We start from the raw sequence: 15,693 nt of genomic DNA, 5'->3' as shown, positions 1-15,693 counted from the left end.
CCCTGTGAAGGGTGCTGTCTCGCGTCGCCGCGACGGGTGGCGGGCCCTCAGCCGGTGGCGCGCTCGCGGTCCCGTCAGCCGCCGAGCAGGGTGCCGAGCGGCGACAGCGAGTTGCCCGACAGGGGGATCTCGCCGAGGGCGGGTGCGCTCTGCGCCGTCGAGCCGGGCGCGGCGGGCAGCTCGTCCGCCGACGCGGGGCGGGGCGCCGGGGCGTCACCGTCACCGGGGCCGTCGGCCGAGGCCACCCCGGCCGAACCGAGGGCCATGGCCCCCGCCAACAGCACGCCACCGATGATCCTGGACTTCATGGGTCCGCCTTCCGAGAGCCGCGGCGGACACGACCGGCCCGCCGGGCACGACTGGTACGGCGTGCCCAACGAGGAACGGCCCTCAGGGATGCGCGGTCCTGCGCCGCCACGCCGGGATGGCCGTGAGGCGAGGCGGGGCATGCCGTGCGGCACCGCGAGGGGTGACTGGCCGATCAGCTTCGGGGAGTCGGCGGCGGCGAGCAGATGTCGGACGCGGCCTTGACCGACTCCACGACGCCGATGGCTTCGCCCGCCTGCACCTGCGTGCCGACCGCCGGGAGTTCGAGGTAGACCGGGCGGCGGCCTTGAGGGCGAGGGCGGGGCCGGGGGCGTCAGGCGCGCGCCAGCTCCGCGTTCGCGCGTTCCGTGACCAGGGTCAGGACGCGGCCCGCCACCGCCAGGTCCTCGGCCGGGATGCCGGCGTAGAGGCGGGCGGAGATCTCGGCGGTCTCGGCGCTCGTGGTGTCGAGCAGTTCCCGGCCGGTGGGCGTGAGGTGCAGGCGGGTGGGGTCGGCCGGGTCCGGCTCCAGGAGCTTCGAGGCCGTCATCTCGGCGACGACCTCACGTACGGCCGACTCCTCGATCTTCAACGAGTTGATGACGTCGGCCACGAGCCGGTCGGGGGCGACGGAGCCGCCCGCGAGGAGGACGGACTTGAGGGTCACGCTCTGGTGGAACGTGGCGCCGTGGCGGGTCAGCACGCTCTCCAGGACCGCGCGCGCCGCGTAGTGGGCGAGGGCGATGACACGGCCGTTGGTGGTGGGGGCGGAAGCGGTGGGCTCGGTCATGACTGATCCTTTTCGTCGGCGTCGGACACGTGCGCTTCAAGGGATACGTCGAGCAGGGTGGCCAGCTCCTGGGTGAACCGGTCCGCCCGGGGGCCGTGCTGCCCGCCGAGCGGCTCCAGGAGCTGGTCGAGCAGCCCCTGGATCATCGTGATCGCGCGGCGGGAGGCGTCCCGCCCCTGCTCCGTGAGCTCCAGCCGCATGGCGCGCGGGTCGGCCGGGTCCCGGGTGCGGGCGACGAGCCCGGACGACTCCAGGGCGCGGGCCAGCTTCGACACGTACAGCGCCTCAAGGCCCGTGTGGTCGGCGAGCTCGCGCTGGCTGGGGCGCTGCCCGGAGCGCCCCAGCCCGTACAGCGAGGCCATCACCGCGTACTGCGCGTGGGTCATCCCCAGTGGCGCGAGTGCCCGGTCGACGGCCACGCGCCACTTCATGGACAGGCGCCAGACGAGGAAGCCGGCCGTCGCGTTCTCGGATGTTGAGTCGCTCATCACAGATACAGTACATAGCTACTATGTACATGGCTAATGTTTTTGGTTCACCGCCGCCAGAACAGGTGGTGCACGACCCCGCTGACGCTGGGCACGACCTCGAGGTGGAAGCGGTCCAGGAGCTCCTCGGGCGATTCCCACAGCCGGATCCCGGAGCCGAGTTCCACCGGCGCGACCGCGATGTGCATCGTGTCGACGAGGTCGGCGTCGAGGAACTGCCGGACGGTGCTGACCCCGCCGCCGAGCCGCACGTCCTTGCCGTCGGCGGCCTTCCGCGCCTGTTCGAGGACGTCGGCGGGGTCGCCGCCGACGAAGTGGAACGTGGTGTCGGAGAGCGTGATCGACGGGCGCTCGTGGTGGGTCATGACGAACACGGGAGTGCGGAACGGGGGCTCGTCACCCCACCAGCCCTGCCACTCGTGGTCCTGCCAAGGCCCTCGCTGGGGGCCGAACTTGTTGCGGCCCATGATCTCCGCGCCGATGTTGCGGGCGAAGTCCCGGGTGAAGTAGTCGTCGAGGCCCCGGCTCCCACCGGCGTCCGCGCGCATCGGCCAGCTCGCGGTGGCGCCGGCCCACGCGAACAGGCGCTCCGCGTGGGGCAGGCCGAAGGGGTTCTCCAGGCTCTGGTCCTCATCGGCGCCGGCGCCGATCCCGTCGCGCGAGACGTTGAAGTTCATGACTCTCAGCAGCTGGTCCACGGGACTCCTCCTCCATAGGTCCTGTCGCATCCTCGTGCGGCGAAGCGCCCCACACCAGGACGTCGATCGGGGCGTCGCCGAATCGACAGGGATGCCCGGCCGTGTCACCCGTGCGACCGAGCGGGATCGCCCCCTCGCTCCGTGTGGCGGAGGGTGGGGGCGGCTCGGGAGCAGGCAGGCGTCACGCACGGACGGAGAAGCCGGACGGGTCGTCGCGGTCCGGTGACGGGCCTAGCCGAGCAGCCCGAGCAGCCGCCCCAGCGCGTCCGCGACCGGCTGCGCCACCGGCCCGACCACCGCCGCGATCTGCCCGAGCCGTGCCAGGGTGAGGCCCCGCTCGGCCATCGCCTCCCGGTCCAGGGCGAGCACCGGCAGGGTCTCCTCCACGGCGCGGACCTGGTCGGGGGTGAGGTGGGCGAGGACCGCACGGAGCCGGGCGGTCAGCTCCTCCACGGCGGCGCGGAGTTCGGGGTCGTCCTGAGGGGAGCCGACGGTGCCGTAGTTGATGCCCACGTTCCGGTCGCCGGTCTGGTGGATGACGGGCCCGTTGTAGGTCGAGTGGTGCGTGGGTTCGTTCACCGCCGGATCCCCGTGTTCCCCGTGCCGGTCTGGTTGATGACCGGTCCGTTGTAGTTGTTCAACTGGTGGACGTACGCGGTGAACTCGGCCTCCGGGTGGTCGATCGCGTGCACCACCTGCCCGGCGATCTCGCGGAGCTGGTCCATGCTCGGCAGCGTCACGATCGCCAGGGATCCGCCGGCCGTCTCCACGGCGAGGATCGGCTTCGACGCCTCGGCCAGCTCCTTGATCAGGACGATGATCAGAACGATCACGACCATCGCCAGCACGGGACTCGCGTCCTCCGCGAGGCTCGTGTCGCCGCCGTTCATCACGTTGAACGCCACGTAGACGGCGGCGACGACCGCCAGCCACTTCAGGAAGCGGACGAAGGCCGCGCCCCGGTCGGGCTTGAGCCTGAAGGCCTCGACCCGGCTGAGGTTGTGCAGCGGGAAGGCGGCCGAGCCCACCCAGAGCATCCGGTGCCTGACCGCGATCTCCAGGGTGCCGCCCCGGCGCGGCACCGGCGGGAACGCCCGCGGCGCCCCGTCCGAAGCACCCGGCGGCGCGGACGGCGGAGGCCCGGGCGGCGGTCCGGGCGTTGCTCCGGGCGTTGGTCCGGGCGGTGGTGTCCGTGGTGGCGGCGGGCCGAAGTTCCCCGTGGAGTCCATGAGCTCCCCCGTGTGCTCGTCCCTCACCCCGCGTCGCGCGGGAGCCCCATTAAGCGCCCATCGGGCCGCGTACGGCAGACGAGAAACGGCCAATTCTCGACGGCGTCGCCATCGGCCCCGCCGACGGCCCCGCCCACGTCACCGCCGCAGGGCGGGCACGGGTGAATCCGTCGGAGAAGGAGCTGGTGGCAGGGGCCGAGGCCGCCGCGCCGCGGCCCTTGCGCCGACCGTCGTCCACGTCACCCACAGGGCGAGCAGCAGCGCGGCCGCCCCGCCGGCGGCCAGGCCGGCGCGCAGGCCCGGCGGCCGGAAGGCGCAGCTCACCTCGGTCCGGCCCGTCGCGGGCACCGCCACCAGGCCGCCGTACGCGTCCGCCGGCCGTCCCTCGCACCGCCAGCCCGCGATGCGCGGGGCGGCGAGGACGACGGTGCCCCGGGTGCCGGGGCGGAGGGTGGCGCGGAAGCCGGTGGAGGTGACGGTGATCGTGGTGGGGGAGGTGGAGCGGAGGGCGGCCACCGCGGTGGCCAGGCGGGTGTGGTCGAGGCAGGCGAGTTCGCCGTGGTGGCCGCGGCCGGTGAGGACCGGGCGGGCGCCGGGGACGGTCTGGACGCCCAGCGAGGTCAGGGTGGCCCGCCACTTGAGGAGCTGTCCGCGCAGCGCGACCGTGCGGTCGCCGAGGCGGGCGGTGCCGGTGAAGTCGGGCGCCCAGAGGAAGGTCTCGGTGCCGGTGCGGCAGGCGCCGCCGGGGCCCGGGGGTTCGTAGACGCGGACGCCCAGGAGCAGTTCCTGGTTGCGGAAGGGGGAGCTGCCGTAGGCGGGCGGGGGCCCCGGCGGCCGCACCGTCACGAGGGGCGCCGTCGGACCCGTACGGACCACGGCGCCGTCGCGCCCGCGGGCGCCGACCGCGAACAGGGCGTCGGTCACCGGGTTGTCGAGGCTCTGGAGGTTGCGCCCCCGGGAGGTCCAGCCGCCGCCGAGGGCCTGCAGGGTGCGGGTCAGTACGTCGGGGGTGAGGCTGCTGTAGTAGGCGGCGCCCTGGCCGCCGAGGAGCATCGGCTCGTTGCCGGTGGTCTGGGGGCGGCCGGAGTCGGTGCGGTACGCGGGCCAGCCGTCGGCCTCGGCGAGCGCGGCGGCCCTGCGGGTGTCGGCGGCGCTCCAGGCCGGGTAGTCGTCGAGGCGGGCGAGCCGCTCCTGGTCGCCGTAGGCCGTGGTGGCGGCGGCCTGCGCCACGAGGACGGCGGCCAGGGCCAGGACGGCGGGCCGCCCGCGCCGCACGACGAGGGGCGCCGCGAGGCCCGCCGCGAACAGGGCCCAGCCCCAGCCGGTCGCCTGCGCGCTGCCCAGCGCCGCCAGGGCGAACACGCCGACCAGCCCCGTGCCGCCGAGCAGCGCCCGCCGCTCCGGCAGGCCGTCGGCCACCGCCTGCCACGCGGCGAGCACCAGGACCCCGGCCAGCACGAAGGTCTGGCGGTAGGGGCTGCCGTTCGGGGTGGCGAAGACGTGCCACACCAGGTGGGTCGGGCCCCACTGGAGGGAGAGCGCGACCGCCGCGACCAGGGCCGGCCACCGCAGGAGGGCGCGCTCGCGGGCGTCGCGGCGGAAGAGGAGGGAGGCGGCGAGGACCGGGACCGCGGTGAAGACGAAGAGGGCCGGGGTGGAGAAGCCGTAGGTGGCGGGCATCAGACGGGCGGCCAGGTCCGTCCCGTCCGCCGCGGCGAAGTCCCGGACGACGCCCGGATAGGCGTGCCGGGTGCCGAGGAAGACCGGCAGCAGCAGGGGCGCGCTGAGCCCGACCCCGAGCAGCACGGTCACGGCGCCCCGCAGCAGCACCCGCCGGTGCGGTGCCATGACCAGGAGGACGAGGGCGGCGCCGATGGTCGCCATGTAGGCGGTGTAGAAGTTCGCGGTCCAGCAGGCCGCCACGACGAGCGTCCCGAGCAGCGGCCGCCGCCCCTCCCGGACCCACACGCCGACCAGGCACAGCAGCGGGAAGGCGATCAGGCCGTCCATCCACATGGGGTTGTAGACGGCCTCCAGGAGCGCCCAGCCGCACGTTCCGTACGCCGCGCCCAGCAGGCCCGCCGCCCACCACGCGCCCGGGCGGATCCGCGGCAGCGTCCAGGCCATCGCCGCCGCGGCGGCCGCCATCTTCAGGACGGTGATCCCGTACAGCGCGTACGCGAGGTCCGCGCGCGGGAAGAGGGCGACGAGCGGGGCGAACGGGCTGGTCAGATAGGTGCCGAGGTCGGGGAGGAAGCTACTGCCCCAGCCGGACTGCCAGTTCAGGAGCAGCCCGCCGTCGGCCCGCCCGTGCAGCAGGTCCCACAGGTGCGCGTGGAACGGCAGGAACTGGTTGGCCAGGTCGTTGACGCCGCGCCGGTGCCGGCCGAAGGGGAAGGTGCTCGCGACGGCGTCCCCCGCGCACACGGCGAGCACGGTGAGCAGTGCGGCGAGCCCGGCGGCGCGCGGGATCCGGATCTTCATCGTGTTCCGAATATGGCAGCGAGAACGGACGCGAAGGTGTGAAACCGGTGTACGGGAAGGTCAGTTCATTCAATGGTCGCCTCCCCGTCACCGGTCGAATCCGGCGCCGACATCCGCACCCGTTGTCGTGTCGTGCGTGCTGCTCTCGATCGTGGTCCCGTGCTTCAACGAAGAAGAGATCATCGGTCGCTTCCACGACCATGTGACGAAGGAACTCTCCCGTTTCGACGGAGAATTCGAGATCGTCTACGTGGACGACGGAAGCCATGACCGTACGCTGCCGCTCCTGGAGGAGATCGCCGCAGGCGATCCCCGGGCGCGCTACGTCTCCTTCAGCCGCAACTTCGGCAAGGAGGCCGCGATGCTGGCCGGCCTCCGGCACGCGGGCGGCGACGCCGTCGTCATCATGGACGCCGACCTCCAGCATCCGCCGGAGCTCGTGCACCGCATGGTGGCCCTGCACGGCGAGGGGTACGACCAGGTCATCGCCCGGCGCACCCGCACCGGCGACCGGGTCACCCGCACCCTGACCGCCCGCGCCTATTACTGGGCGATCAACCGGCTGGTGGACGTGGAGCTGGTCGACGGGGTCGGCGACTTCCGGCTGCTTTCCCGCCGCACGGTCGAGGCGATTCTCGAACTGACCGAATACAACCGGTTCTCGAAGGGGATCTTCGCCTGGGTCGGATTCCGGACGACGACCTTCTCGTACGAGAATGCCGTGCGCGAGGACGGGCGTTCGAAATGGACGTTCGGAAAGCTGCTGAACTACGGCCTCGACGGTCTCATCTCGTTCAACAACAAGCCGCTGCGGGCCGCCGTCTATCTCGGAATGACGCTGGTCGCGGTGGCTTTCGCGTACGCCGCCTGGATCGTCGGCGTCGCCCTGGTGAACGGGGTGGACACCCCCGGCTACGTCACCCTGCTCGTCACGGTCACGGCGCTCGCCGGCGTGCAGATGGTGATGCTGGGGCTTGTCGGCGAGTACGTCGGGCGCATCTACTACGAGGTGAAGCGGCGCCCGCACTTCCTGGTGAAGGCCACCAACGCGGCCGTCCCGGCCCCGCGCGCCCGCGACGAGGAGCTCCTGCGCCGATGACGCCGCCGCCGACACCGCCGACGCGGACGACCCGCACCGAGGTCGTCTGGCAGGTGGTGCGCTTCGCCCTGGTCGGCGCCGTCAACACCGGTACGTACTACGGCCTCTACCTGCTCCTCGGGCTCCGGCTCCCGTACCTCGCCGCCCATGTCCTGGCGTTCGCGCTCTCCATGGTCGGCTCGTTCTTCCTCACCTCGTACTTCACCTACCGGACCCGCCCCACCTGGCGGAAGTTCCTCCTCTTCCCGCTGACCAACGCCGCCAACTTCGTCATCACGACCGTCGGCGTCTACGTCCTGGTGGACCTGCTGTCCGTCGACAGCACCTACGCGCCGCTGATCGCCGCGGCGGCGGCCATCCCGGTCACCTTCCTGCTCTCCCGGACGATCATGCTGGGACCCGACACCACCCGAACACGTGAGTCGTTGACCGAAACAGTCGCTTCCAAGTAGTGGCCCGGGCCACGGCGACTGCCTAACATCGATCACCGCACGGTCGTCCCACTGACGCACGACCCACGCCGGGAGGCTCCTTTGCACCGCCGCACCGCGCTCTCCGTCTCCGCCGTCGCCCTGCTCGCCGCGGCCCCCCTCCTCACCGCCTGCGGCAGTGACGCCCATCCCGGGGCGGCGGCCGTCGTCGGCGGGCAGCGGATCGAGGTCTCCAGCCTGCAGGCGCAGGTCGAGGACGTGCGGGCCGCCCAGCAGGCCTCCCCGCAGTCCGTGCAGCTGATCAAGGAGACCGGTGACCTCAGCCGGCGCAAGCTGCACGGCATGATCTTCGACCGGGTCGTCGACAAGGTCGCCGCGGACAACGGGGTCAGCGCGAGCCGTGGGGAGATCCAGAAGACCCGCGGCGACTTCGCCCGCCAGAGCGGCGGCGAGCAGCAGATGGCGGCCGTGCTGCTCCAGCAGCAGGGCGTCGCGCCCGACCAGATCGACGACGTCGCACGGCGGGCCGTCCTCATGAACAAGATCGCCGAGAAGCTGGGCGTCACCGACACCCCCGAGGGGCAGAAGAAGCTCACCGAGGCCTTCGGGCAGGCCTCCAAGGCGCTGCGGATCGACGTCAACCCGCGCTTCGGGAGCTGGGACGACGACAAGATCCAGCTCGCCGCCTACACCGCGCCGTGGGTGCGGCAGATCACCAGGGCGCCCGAGCAGAACCTGTGACCCGTGGGCCGGGGTAGGTTCGGAGGGTGAACGCCCAGAACCCTGACCCCGGCCGCATCGTCCTGCTCACCGCCAGCCACCGCGTCGCGCCCGGGCTGCTGTCCTGGCCCGCCTGGCAGGCGCTGCGCGCGGCCGACCGGGTGCTGTGCCCCGACGCCGGCCACCCCCAGCTGCCGTATCTGCGCGAGGCCGGGGTCGACGTCGAGCTCCTGCGGCCCTCGGCCCAGGAGCTGGTCGAGGCGTGCGCGGGGGGCCGGACCGTCCTCGTGCTGCCGTCGGGGGAGGGGGACGCGGCGCTGACCGACGGCCTCGCCCGGCTCGCCGGTTCGGGCCGCGTGGCCATGCCCGACCTGGAGCTGCTGCCCGGCTCGTACGACCTTCCGGGGGCCCGGCTGCTCGACCTCGTGCAGGTCATGGACCGCATCCGGCGGGAGTGCCCGTGGTCCTCGCGGCAGACGCACGAGGGGCTGGCGAAGTACGCGATCGAGGAGGCGTACGAGCTCGTCGAGGCCATCGAGGACGGCGACCGGGAGGCGCTGCGCGAGGAGCTCGGCGACGTGCTGCTCCAGGTGGTGTTCCACGCCAGGATCGCGCAGGAGGACGCCGAGGAGCCGTTCTCCGTGGACGACGTGGCCGGGACGATCGTGGAGAAGCTGATCCACCGGCATCCGCACGTCTTCGGCGACGCGACCGCCGAGACGCCGGAGGAGGTCAAGGAGCACTGGCTGCGGACCAAGGCCGCCGAGAAGCGGCGGGAGTCCGTGACCGACGGGGTGCCGCTCGGGCAGCCGGGTCTCGCGCTCGCCGCGAAGCTGGCGGGCCGGGTGCGCACGGCCGGGCTGGGCGTCGCCCCGCCCACGGGGGACGGCATCGGGTACGAGCTGCTCGCCCTCGCGGTACGGGCGGAGGCCGCCGGGGTCGACCCGGAGGCGGCGCTGCGGGCGGCCGGCCGGCTCTACCGGGACGCGATCCGCGAGGCGGAGGGCGTCGGCGAGGGCGTCGGCACCGAGTAGCAGCCAGGGGCCGGGGCCCGGGGGTTCATCTCTCGCGCGGGGCCCGGGCCTCCGGGTTGTGCCAGTGCAGCGGGGGCGGCTCGATCAGCCACTCCGCGCGGGTGTTGGGGCGTGTGGTGTAGCGGCCCACGGCCGGGAGCGTGTCGTGGAAGACGCGCGCCGGGTCGGTGCCGAGCTCCTCCAGTTCCTCGGCGACCTCGCCGAGGAAGCCGGGCGGGCCGGCGAGGTAGACGTCGTGGGCCGGCCAGTGGACGGCCGCCCGGAGGGCCTGGACGAGGCGTTCGGTGGCCTGGTCGCGGGGGCGGCGGGGCGCGGCGGTGATGTAGGTGACGTGCAGGCCGGGTATGAGCGCGCACAACCGCTCGGCGTCCGGTCTCCCGTACAGGTACTCCTTGGCCCGGGCGACGACGAACAGGCGCCCCTCCAGCTCGGGTTCGTCCTCGGCGGCCTCCTCCAGGAGGGCCCGCACGGGTGCCCAGCCGGTGCCGGCCGCGATGTAGGTGCGGGGCTTTCCGGGCGGGGTGCGGGCGGTGAGCGCGCCGCCGGGGCTGCTGAGCCGCAGTGTCTCGCCGACCCGCAGCAGTTCGGTGAGGGCGGTGCTCATCGGGCCGCCCGTGACCCGGCTGACGTGGAGTTCGAGGGTGCCGTCGGCGCGGGGCGCGTTGGCGAGGGAGTAGGTGCGCCAGACCCGGGGCACGTGGAGGGTGCTGACGCTGACGTACTGCCCGGGCAGGTACGGGTAGGGGCGGCGGGGCCGCAGGGTCAGCAGGGCCAGGTCGTCCCCGTACCGCTCGTGGCCGACGACGTCGGCGTCCCACCAGGCCGGCTGCCCCTCCTTCTCGGACTCCTCGGCGCCGGCCGCCATCAGCTCGGCGACCCGCCCGTACGCCTCGGTCCAGGCCTTCTCGGCCTCGATCGTCCAGGCGGGTCCCGAGGCGTGCGCGAAGGCGGCGAGCAGGCTGGTGCCGACGGCGGAGTAGAGGGCGGGCGTGGCGAGGAACTTGCGGTGGTCGCGGCCCAGTTCGCGCAGGTAGTGGGCGAGTCGCGGCTCCTCCAGGTGGGTCACCACATGGGTGAGGGCGGCGAAGAGGCGGTCGCGCTGGGGGGCCAGGTCCTGGGGGAAGAGCGCGCGCATGCCCGGGTTGTTCCAGAAGAGGTGCGAGTAGAAGAAGGTGACGGCGTGCTCGGCCCGTCTCTCGACGACCGCGAACGTACTTCTGAGCAACTGGGCATCCACGGGGTGAATCTAGGCCACGGGGCGTCACGTGACGATCACAACCGCGGGGCCGGAGGCGGAATCCGGGCTTCCCCGAGCGGCGGGCGTCTAGGTTCTCGATCATGAACCGATTCCGCAGTGGACATGGCAAACGTGAGTCCGGGCGACATAGCGGCGGGCGCCGCCCGGGGGCCTGGCCGGTCTCCCTCGCCGCCCTCGCGGCCCTCCTCCCGATGGTGCCCGCGCTCGGCCTCGCCGCCGCGGCACCCGCAGCCGCGAGCGGCACCCGCATATCCGCCGACGGCGACCTCGGCACCCAGCAGGTCCTCTTCCGCTCCGGGACCGCCGGCTACGGCTGCTTCCGCATCCCGACCCTGGTGAAGACCGCCAAGGGCTCCCTGCTCGCCTTCGCCGAGGGCCGCACCTCCCCCTCGTGCGCGGACCGCGGCCCCATCGACATCGTGATGCGCCGCTCCACCAACGACGGACGCACCTGGTCCCCGATCCGGGTCGTCCTCTCCGGCACCGAGACCGACCCGGACGCACCGCACGTGCGCGGCAACCCCTCGCCGGTCGCCGACGAGGACGGCACCGTCCTGCTCCTCTCCAACTCCGAGACCTCCACCCCGGTCAGCACCCGCATGTCCTGGGTGCAGCAGAGCGACGACGACGGCCTGAGCTTCGGCGCCCCGCGGGCCGTTCCGCGCCTGACGACGAGCGGCCGGAAGTGGTTCGGCACCGGCCCCTCGCACGGCATCCAGATCCAGGAGGGCCCGCACGCCGGGCGCCTGGTCGTCGGCGCCTACGAGACCGCGAGCGACACCGCCGGGGCCGAGGACCAGCGGGCCGGCGTCCTCTACAGCGACGACCACGGCCGGAACTGGACCGCGAGCGTCACGGAGAACTCCTTCCTGCGCGCCGAGGACCTGCCCGCGCTGCCGCCCGGCACCACCGCGGACGCCCCCGTCGCCAAGCCCGGCGAGCCGGTGGTGGCCGAACTGCCCGGCGGCCAGGTCTACGTCAGCGCCCGCAGCCCCTACGACGTACGGGTCAGCGCGACCGACGCCACCCAGGTGGAGGGCCACCGCACCCACACGAGCGCCGTCGACGACACGACCGGCGCCCTCAAGGTGCCGAAGCTGGGGCTGACCAGGGGATTCAAGGGGCCGGACGTGCAGGTCGGCCTGCTCGCACCCCGCCAGACCTACCGCAGCCGCCCCGGCGACCTCCTCCTCATGTCGACGCCCTCGCACATGACGCTGCGCCAGGGCATGCGGATCCGCTACTCCGACGACCGCGGGGAGACCTGGCAGGACGCCCCCGGCGGGCAGGTCGCCAAGGTGCTCGGGGACCGGGCCGGCTACTCCGACCTGGCCGAGCTGTCCGCCGGCGAGATCGGCATGGTGCACGAGGGCGGCCAGACCTTCTCGGCCGAGCACGTCTACTTCACCCGCTTCACCGTCGGCGAGCTCGGCATCCCCGGCACCTTCGCCGCCCAGGGCACCGCGCTACCGCAGACCTCCCCGGCCGCCGGCCGCACCAGCCCCGACACGACCGTCCAGGCCGACGACGCCTACCTCGGCAGCGGCGCCACGCTCGCCCCGGGCGCGCAGTTCGGCACGCGGAGCTTCGGGCAGGGCCTCAAGCTGGACGGCGGCGCCGGCGGCAACGCCGGCTCCGCCGACCTGCCGTACGCGCCCGAGCTCGACCCGGGCGCCGGGGACGTCACGTACTCCCTCTTCTTCCGGTACGACGCCACCGCCGCCACCCCGCAGCAGACCCTGCTGTGGGCGTACGGGGTCGGCGACCCCCGGCCGCAGGTGTGGGTCCGGGTGCAGCCGCAGAACGACCAGGTCATGGCCCGGGTCGAGGGCGACAGCGGGCAGCACGTCACGCTGACCCTCAAGGCTCCCGCGCACCCGACCGCGAAGGCCTTCGGCGACGGCCTCTGGCACCACCTGGTCCTCACCCGCCAGGGCGCCGCCGTCACCCTCCGGGTCGACGGCCTCTCCGCCCAGGACACCCGCACCGACGTCGGCCGGCTCGCCCCGGCGCGCACCGCCGACCCGTCCGGCATCCGCCTCGGCGACAAGCCCGGCACGGACGCCACCGACGGGTTCACCGGCACCCTCGACGAGTTCCGGCTGTACGGCACGGTCCTGTCCGACCAGGACCGGGAGGCCCTGCGCGGGGCGCGGCCCGAGGACGTGGCCCCGGCCGCGCTGAAGGCCCACCTCCCCTTCGAGGTGATCGACACCGCCGACCCGGTCGCCCTCGTGAACACCCGCATCCAGGACGACGTCTCCGGCCACTGCGCCGACGGCACCGTGCTCGGCACCACCAGCACCGAGAGCGCGGTCGTCAAGGGCCGCATCGGAGGCGGCGCCCTCGCCGTCGGCCCGAACCTGCCGGGCGTGGAGGTGCCCTACGTCCCCGCCGTCGACAACGGCACGGGCGAGTTCACCTTCGCCCTCTGGTTCCGTTACGACTCCACGGCGAACCCGCAGGACGCGGCGCTGCTCTGGGCGTACGGGTCCACCTCGGGCAAGCCCTCGCTGTGGGTGCGGGCCAAGCCGTCCGCCGACCGGCTGACGGCCCGCCTGGAGACCGCCGGCGCCTCGATCCCGCTCGACGTGATCGACACGAGGACCGACCGGGTCGCGTTCGGCGACAACGCCTGGCACCTGCTGACCCTGACCCGCAAGAAGGCCACCCCGGAGGCCGGGGCGACCACCGTCACCCTGCGCGTCGACAACGGCACCCCCACCACCGCCGAGGGCCTGACCGGCTCCTTCACGGACGGCATCGCCGCCCCCGAGGGCTTCCGCGTCGGCTCCAAGCCCACCGGCACCGACGTCCTCACCGGCCAGCTCGACGACTTCCGCTACTACAAGCGGGCCCTGACGGCGACCGAGGAGACCGGCCTCTACAACACGGCCGTCGGCGGATCGAGCGCCCCGCGCGACCCGTACGTCTGGTGGACCATGGAGGGCGGCCACACCGAGCAGCACCTGGTGACCCGGCCCGCCGACGACCCGGCCGCCCGCGCCACCCCCGACGCCTCCCGGCACTGCGGCCACGGCGTCGTGCGCCCCGGCGCCACCGTCACCGACACCGGCGGCCGGTTCGGCCGCGGCCTCGACCTCGACGGGAGGACCGGCGCCGTGGAGCTCCCCTACGGGGAGGACCGGGCGCTCGGCTCGGGCGACTTCACCCTGGCGACCTGGGTGCGCTTCCGGCAGGCCGACAACACCAGCCCGGTGCTCGTCTGGGCGTACGGGACCGGTACCTCGGAACGCCAGCTGTGGATCCGCGCCCTCTCCCAGGAGAACAAGGTCGTCGCCCACGTCCAGACCGACCGGGGCATCACCGGCCTGGAGGCGGCGGCCCCGGCCGGGACCGTCTTCGGCGACGGCACCTGGCGGCACGTCGTGCTGCGCCGGCAGGGCGGCACGCTGACCCTGTCGGTCGGCGACGGCACCGCCCTGCAGTCCGTGGCGACCGGTGCCGTCTCCGGTGCCGTGACCTCCGAGGACGGCTTCGACGTGCGCGGCCTCCAGCTCGGGGCGCGCCCCGACAGCGTGGGGGCGGACAAGGACCGGCTGACGGGCTCGCTGGACGAGTTCACGCTGATCCGGCGCCACCTGACGGACGCGGAGATCACCACCGTGGGCGGTCCGCTCCCGGTCGACAGCACCACCGTGGTCCGGCTGGCCTTCGACCAGCTGACGGCGAAGGGCGTGTACGCCCGGCTGTAGGAGAGGGGTACGCCCGGAGGTGACGAGCGGGCGGGCCGCGCGACCGTACGGGGGCGCGTGCCCGCCCGGGCGGGGGGTTAGTGTCGGGAGCATGCCCGACCAGCCCCCCGCCGCTTCCGTTCCGCCCCCCGCTCCCGAGCTCTTCACCTGGGAGTTCGCCACCGATCCGTACCCCGCCTACGCCTGGCTGCGCGAGCACGCGCCGGTGCACCGGGCGAAGCTGCCCAGCGGGGTGGAGGCCTGGCTGGTGACCCGGTACGCGGACGCGCGGCAGGCGCTCGCCGACCAGCGGCTGTCGAAGAACCCGGCGCACCACGACGAGCCGGCGCACGCCAAGGGCAAGACGGGCATTCCGGGCGAGCGCAAGGCCGAGCTGATGACCCACCTGCTCAACATCGACCCGCCGGACCACACCCGGCTGCGGCGGCTCGTGTCGAAGGCGTTCACCCCGCGCCGGGTGGCGGAGTTCGCGCCGCGCGTGCAGGAGCTCACGGACCGGCTCATCGACGCCTTCGTGGAGAAGGGGAGCGCGGACCTCATTCACGAGTTCGCCTTCCCGCTCCCCATCTACGCGATCTGCGACCTGCTGGGCGTGCCGAGCGAGGACCAGGACGACTTCCGGGACTGGGCCGGGATGATGATCCGGCACGGCGGCGGGCCGCGCGGCGGGGTGGCGCGCTCGGTGAAGAAGATGCGCGGCTATCTGCTCGAACTGATCCACAAGAAGCGCGAGGCCCCGGGGGACGACCTGATCTCCGGGCTCATCAAGGCCTCCGACCACGGCGAGCACCTCACCGAGAACGAGGCCGCCGCGATGGCCTTCATCCTTCTCTTCGCCGGATTCGAGACCACGGTCAACCTCATCGGCAACGGCGTGTACGCGCTGCTGCGCAACCCGGACCAGCGGGCGCGGCTCCAGGAGTCGGTCGCCGCGGGCGAGACGGGGCTGCTGGAGACGGGCGTCGAGGAGCTGCTGCGGTACGACGGGCCGGTCGAGATGGCGACCTGGCGCTTCGCCACCCAGGCGCTGACGATCGGCGGGCAGGAGATCCCGGCCGGCGACCCGGTCCTGGTGGTGCTGGCCGCCGCCGACCGCGACCCGGCGCGCTTCGACGAGCCCGACACCCTGGATCTGGCGCGGCGTGACAACCAGCATCTCGGGTACGGGCACGGCATCCACTACTGCCTGGGGGCTCCGCTGGCGCGCCTGGAGGGACAGACGGCGCTGGCGACGCTGCTGACTCGCCTGCCGGACCTGCGACTTGGGGCCGATCCGGAGGAACTGCGGTGGCGCGGTGGGCTGATCATGCGTGGCCTGCGCACGCTTCCGGTGGAGTTCAGCGCTTCCCACAAAGGGGCCCGCGACTGACGCGTGACTGACGGCACGTCAGAAATGTGATCTTCGCGTGATCTCCGCTGCATCGACTTGTGACTCACGTT

General features: G+C 73.4%; 14 protein-coding genes and 1 pseudogene. 6 read left to right on the top strand and 9 right to left on the bottom strand.

From position 1 onward, the window contains the following. Positions 1-74: 74 nt before the first annotated feature. The 8 genes and pseudogenes from OG309_RS14785 to OG309_RS14750 all read right to left on the bottom strand — a co-directional run bounded on the left by OG309_RS14785 (position 75) and on the right by OG309_RS14750 (position 5,995). Positions 75-308 carry a hypothetical protein gene (locus OG309_RS14785; protein ID WP_329421170.1) on the bottom strand — a complete coding sequence of 78 codons (234 nt, stop codon included), beginning with the start codon at positions 306-308 and terminating at the stop codon, positions 75-77. A gap of 173 nt (positions 309-481) precedes the next feature. Further along, positions 482-589: pseudogene (locus OG309_RS14780) on the bottom strand (hypothetical protein); the annotation flags it as partial. Between the two features lie 51 nt (positions 590-640). Beyond that, positions 641-1,096 (bottom strand): MarR family winged helix-turn-helix transcriptional regulator, encoded by a 456-nt coding sequence (locus tag OG309_RS14775; RefSeq protein WP_329421169.1) that lies wholly within the window; start codon positions 1,094-1,096, stop codon positions 641-643. Next, positions 1,093-1,584, bottom strand: coding sequence for a MarR family winged helix-turn-helix transcriptional regulator (locus tag OG309_RS14770; RefSeq protein ID WP_329421168.1), 492 nt, complete (start codon positions 1,582-1,584; stop codon positions 1,093-1,095). Before OG309_RS14770 ends, OG309_RS14775 begins: the two co-directional genes overlap by 4 nt. Positions 1,585-1,631: 47 nt before the next feature. Further along, positions 1,632-2,282 (bottom strand): dihydrofolate reductase family protein, encoded by a 651-nt coding sequence (locus tag OG309_RS14765; protein ID WP_329421166.1) that lies wholly within the window; start codon positions 2,280-2,282, stop codon positions 1,632-1,634. A 231-nt stretch (positions 2,283-2,513) separates the two neighbouring features. After that, positions 2,514-2,861, bottom strand: a complete 348-nt coding sequence (locus OG309_RS14760) for a hypothetical protein (protein ID WP_329421165.1) — start codon at positions 2,859-2,861, stop codon at positions 2,514-2,516. Continuing rightward, positions 2,858-3,364, bottom strand: a complete 507-nt coding sequence (locus OG309_RS14755) for a DUF6232 family protein (protein WP_329421164.1) — start codon at positions 3,362-3,364, stop codon at positions 2,858-2,860. Before OG309_RS14755 ends, OG309_RS14760 begins: the two co-directional genes overlap by 4 nt. 285 nt (positions 3,365-3,649) lie before the next feature. Beyond that, on the bottom strand, positions 3,650-5,995 hold the full coding sequence (locus OG309_RS14750; protein WP_329421162.1) for a YfhO family protein: 2,346 nt from the start codon (positions 5,993-5,995) through the stop codon (positions 3,650-3,652). Positions 5,996-6,131: 136 nt separating this feature from the next. Between OG309_RS14750 and OG309_RS14745 the strand changes: the two genes are divergently transcribed. From OG309_RS14745 to OG309_RS14730, 4 genes are all read left to right on the top strand, one after another. Continuing rightward, on the top strand, positions 6,132-7,094 hold the full coding sequence (locus tag OG309_RS14745; RefSeq protein WP_329421160.1) for a glycosyltransferase family 2 protein: 963 nt from the start codon (positions 6,132-6,134) through the stop codon (positions 7,092-7,094). Further along, positions 7,091-7,546 (top strand): GtrA family protein, encoded by a 456-nt coding sequence (locus tag OG309_RS14740; RefSeq protein ID WP_329421158.1) that lies wholly within the window; start codon positions 7,091-7,093, stop codon positions 7,544-7,546. The genes OG309_RS14745 and OG309_RS14740 overlap by 4 nt, the downstream gene beginning before the upstream one ends. Positions 7,547-7,627: 81 nt before the next feature. Beyond that, positions 7,628-8,266, top strand: a complete 639-nt coding sequence (locus OG309_RS14735) for a SurA N-terminal domain-containing protein (protein WP_329421157.1) — start codon at positions 7,628-7,630, stop codon at positions 8,264-8,266. Positions 8,267-8,292: 26 nt separating this feature from the next. Then, positions 8,293-9,279 (top strand): nucleoside triphosphate pyrophosphohydrolase, encoded by a 987-nt coding sequence (locus OG309_RS14730; RefSeq protein ID WP_329421156.1) that lies wholly within the window; start codon positions 8,293-8,295, stop codon positions 9,277-9,279. A 25-nt stretch (positions 9,280-9,304) separates the two neighbouring features. On the opposite strand, the gene OG309_RS14725 is transcribed toward OG309_RS14730, so the two are convergent. Further along, positions 9,305-10,504 (bottom strand): globin domain-containing protein, encoded by a 1,200-nt coding sequence (locus tag OG309_RS14725; RefSeq protein WP_329421155.1) that lies wholly within the window; start codon positions 10,502-10,504, stop codon positions 9,305-9,307. A 224-nt stretch (positions 10,505-10,728) separates the two neighbouring features. On the opposite strand from OG309_RS14725, the gene OG309_RS14720 reads away from it, so the two are divergent. Together OG309_RS14720 and OG309_RS14715 are read left to right on the top strand one after the other, a co-directional pair. Beyond that, entirely contained in the window at positions 10,729-14,253 is a 3,525-nt protein-coding gene (locus OG309_RS14720) for a LamG-like jellyroll fold domain-containing protein (RefSeq protein ID WP_329421153.1), read from the top strand. A 91-nt stretch (positions 14,254-14,344) separates the two neighbouring features. Continuing rightward, positions 14,345-15,622 (top strand): cytochrome P450 family protein, encoded by a 1,278-nt coding sequence (locus OG309_RS14715; protein WP_329421151.1) that lies wholly within the window; start codon positions 14,345-14,347, stop codon positions 15,620-15,622. Positions 15,623-15,693: the final 71 nt, after the last annotated feature.

The organism is Streptomyces sp. NBC_01268 (assembly GCF_036240795.1).
GTDB lineage: Bacteria > Actinomycetota > Actinomycetes > Streptomycetales > Streptomycetaceae > Streptomyces.
This window is presented reverse-complemented; position numbering and strand designations above follow the sequence as displayed.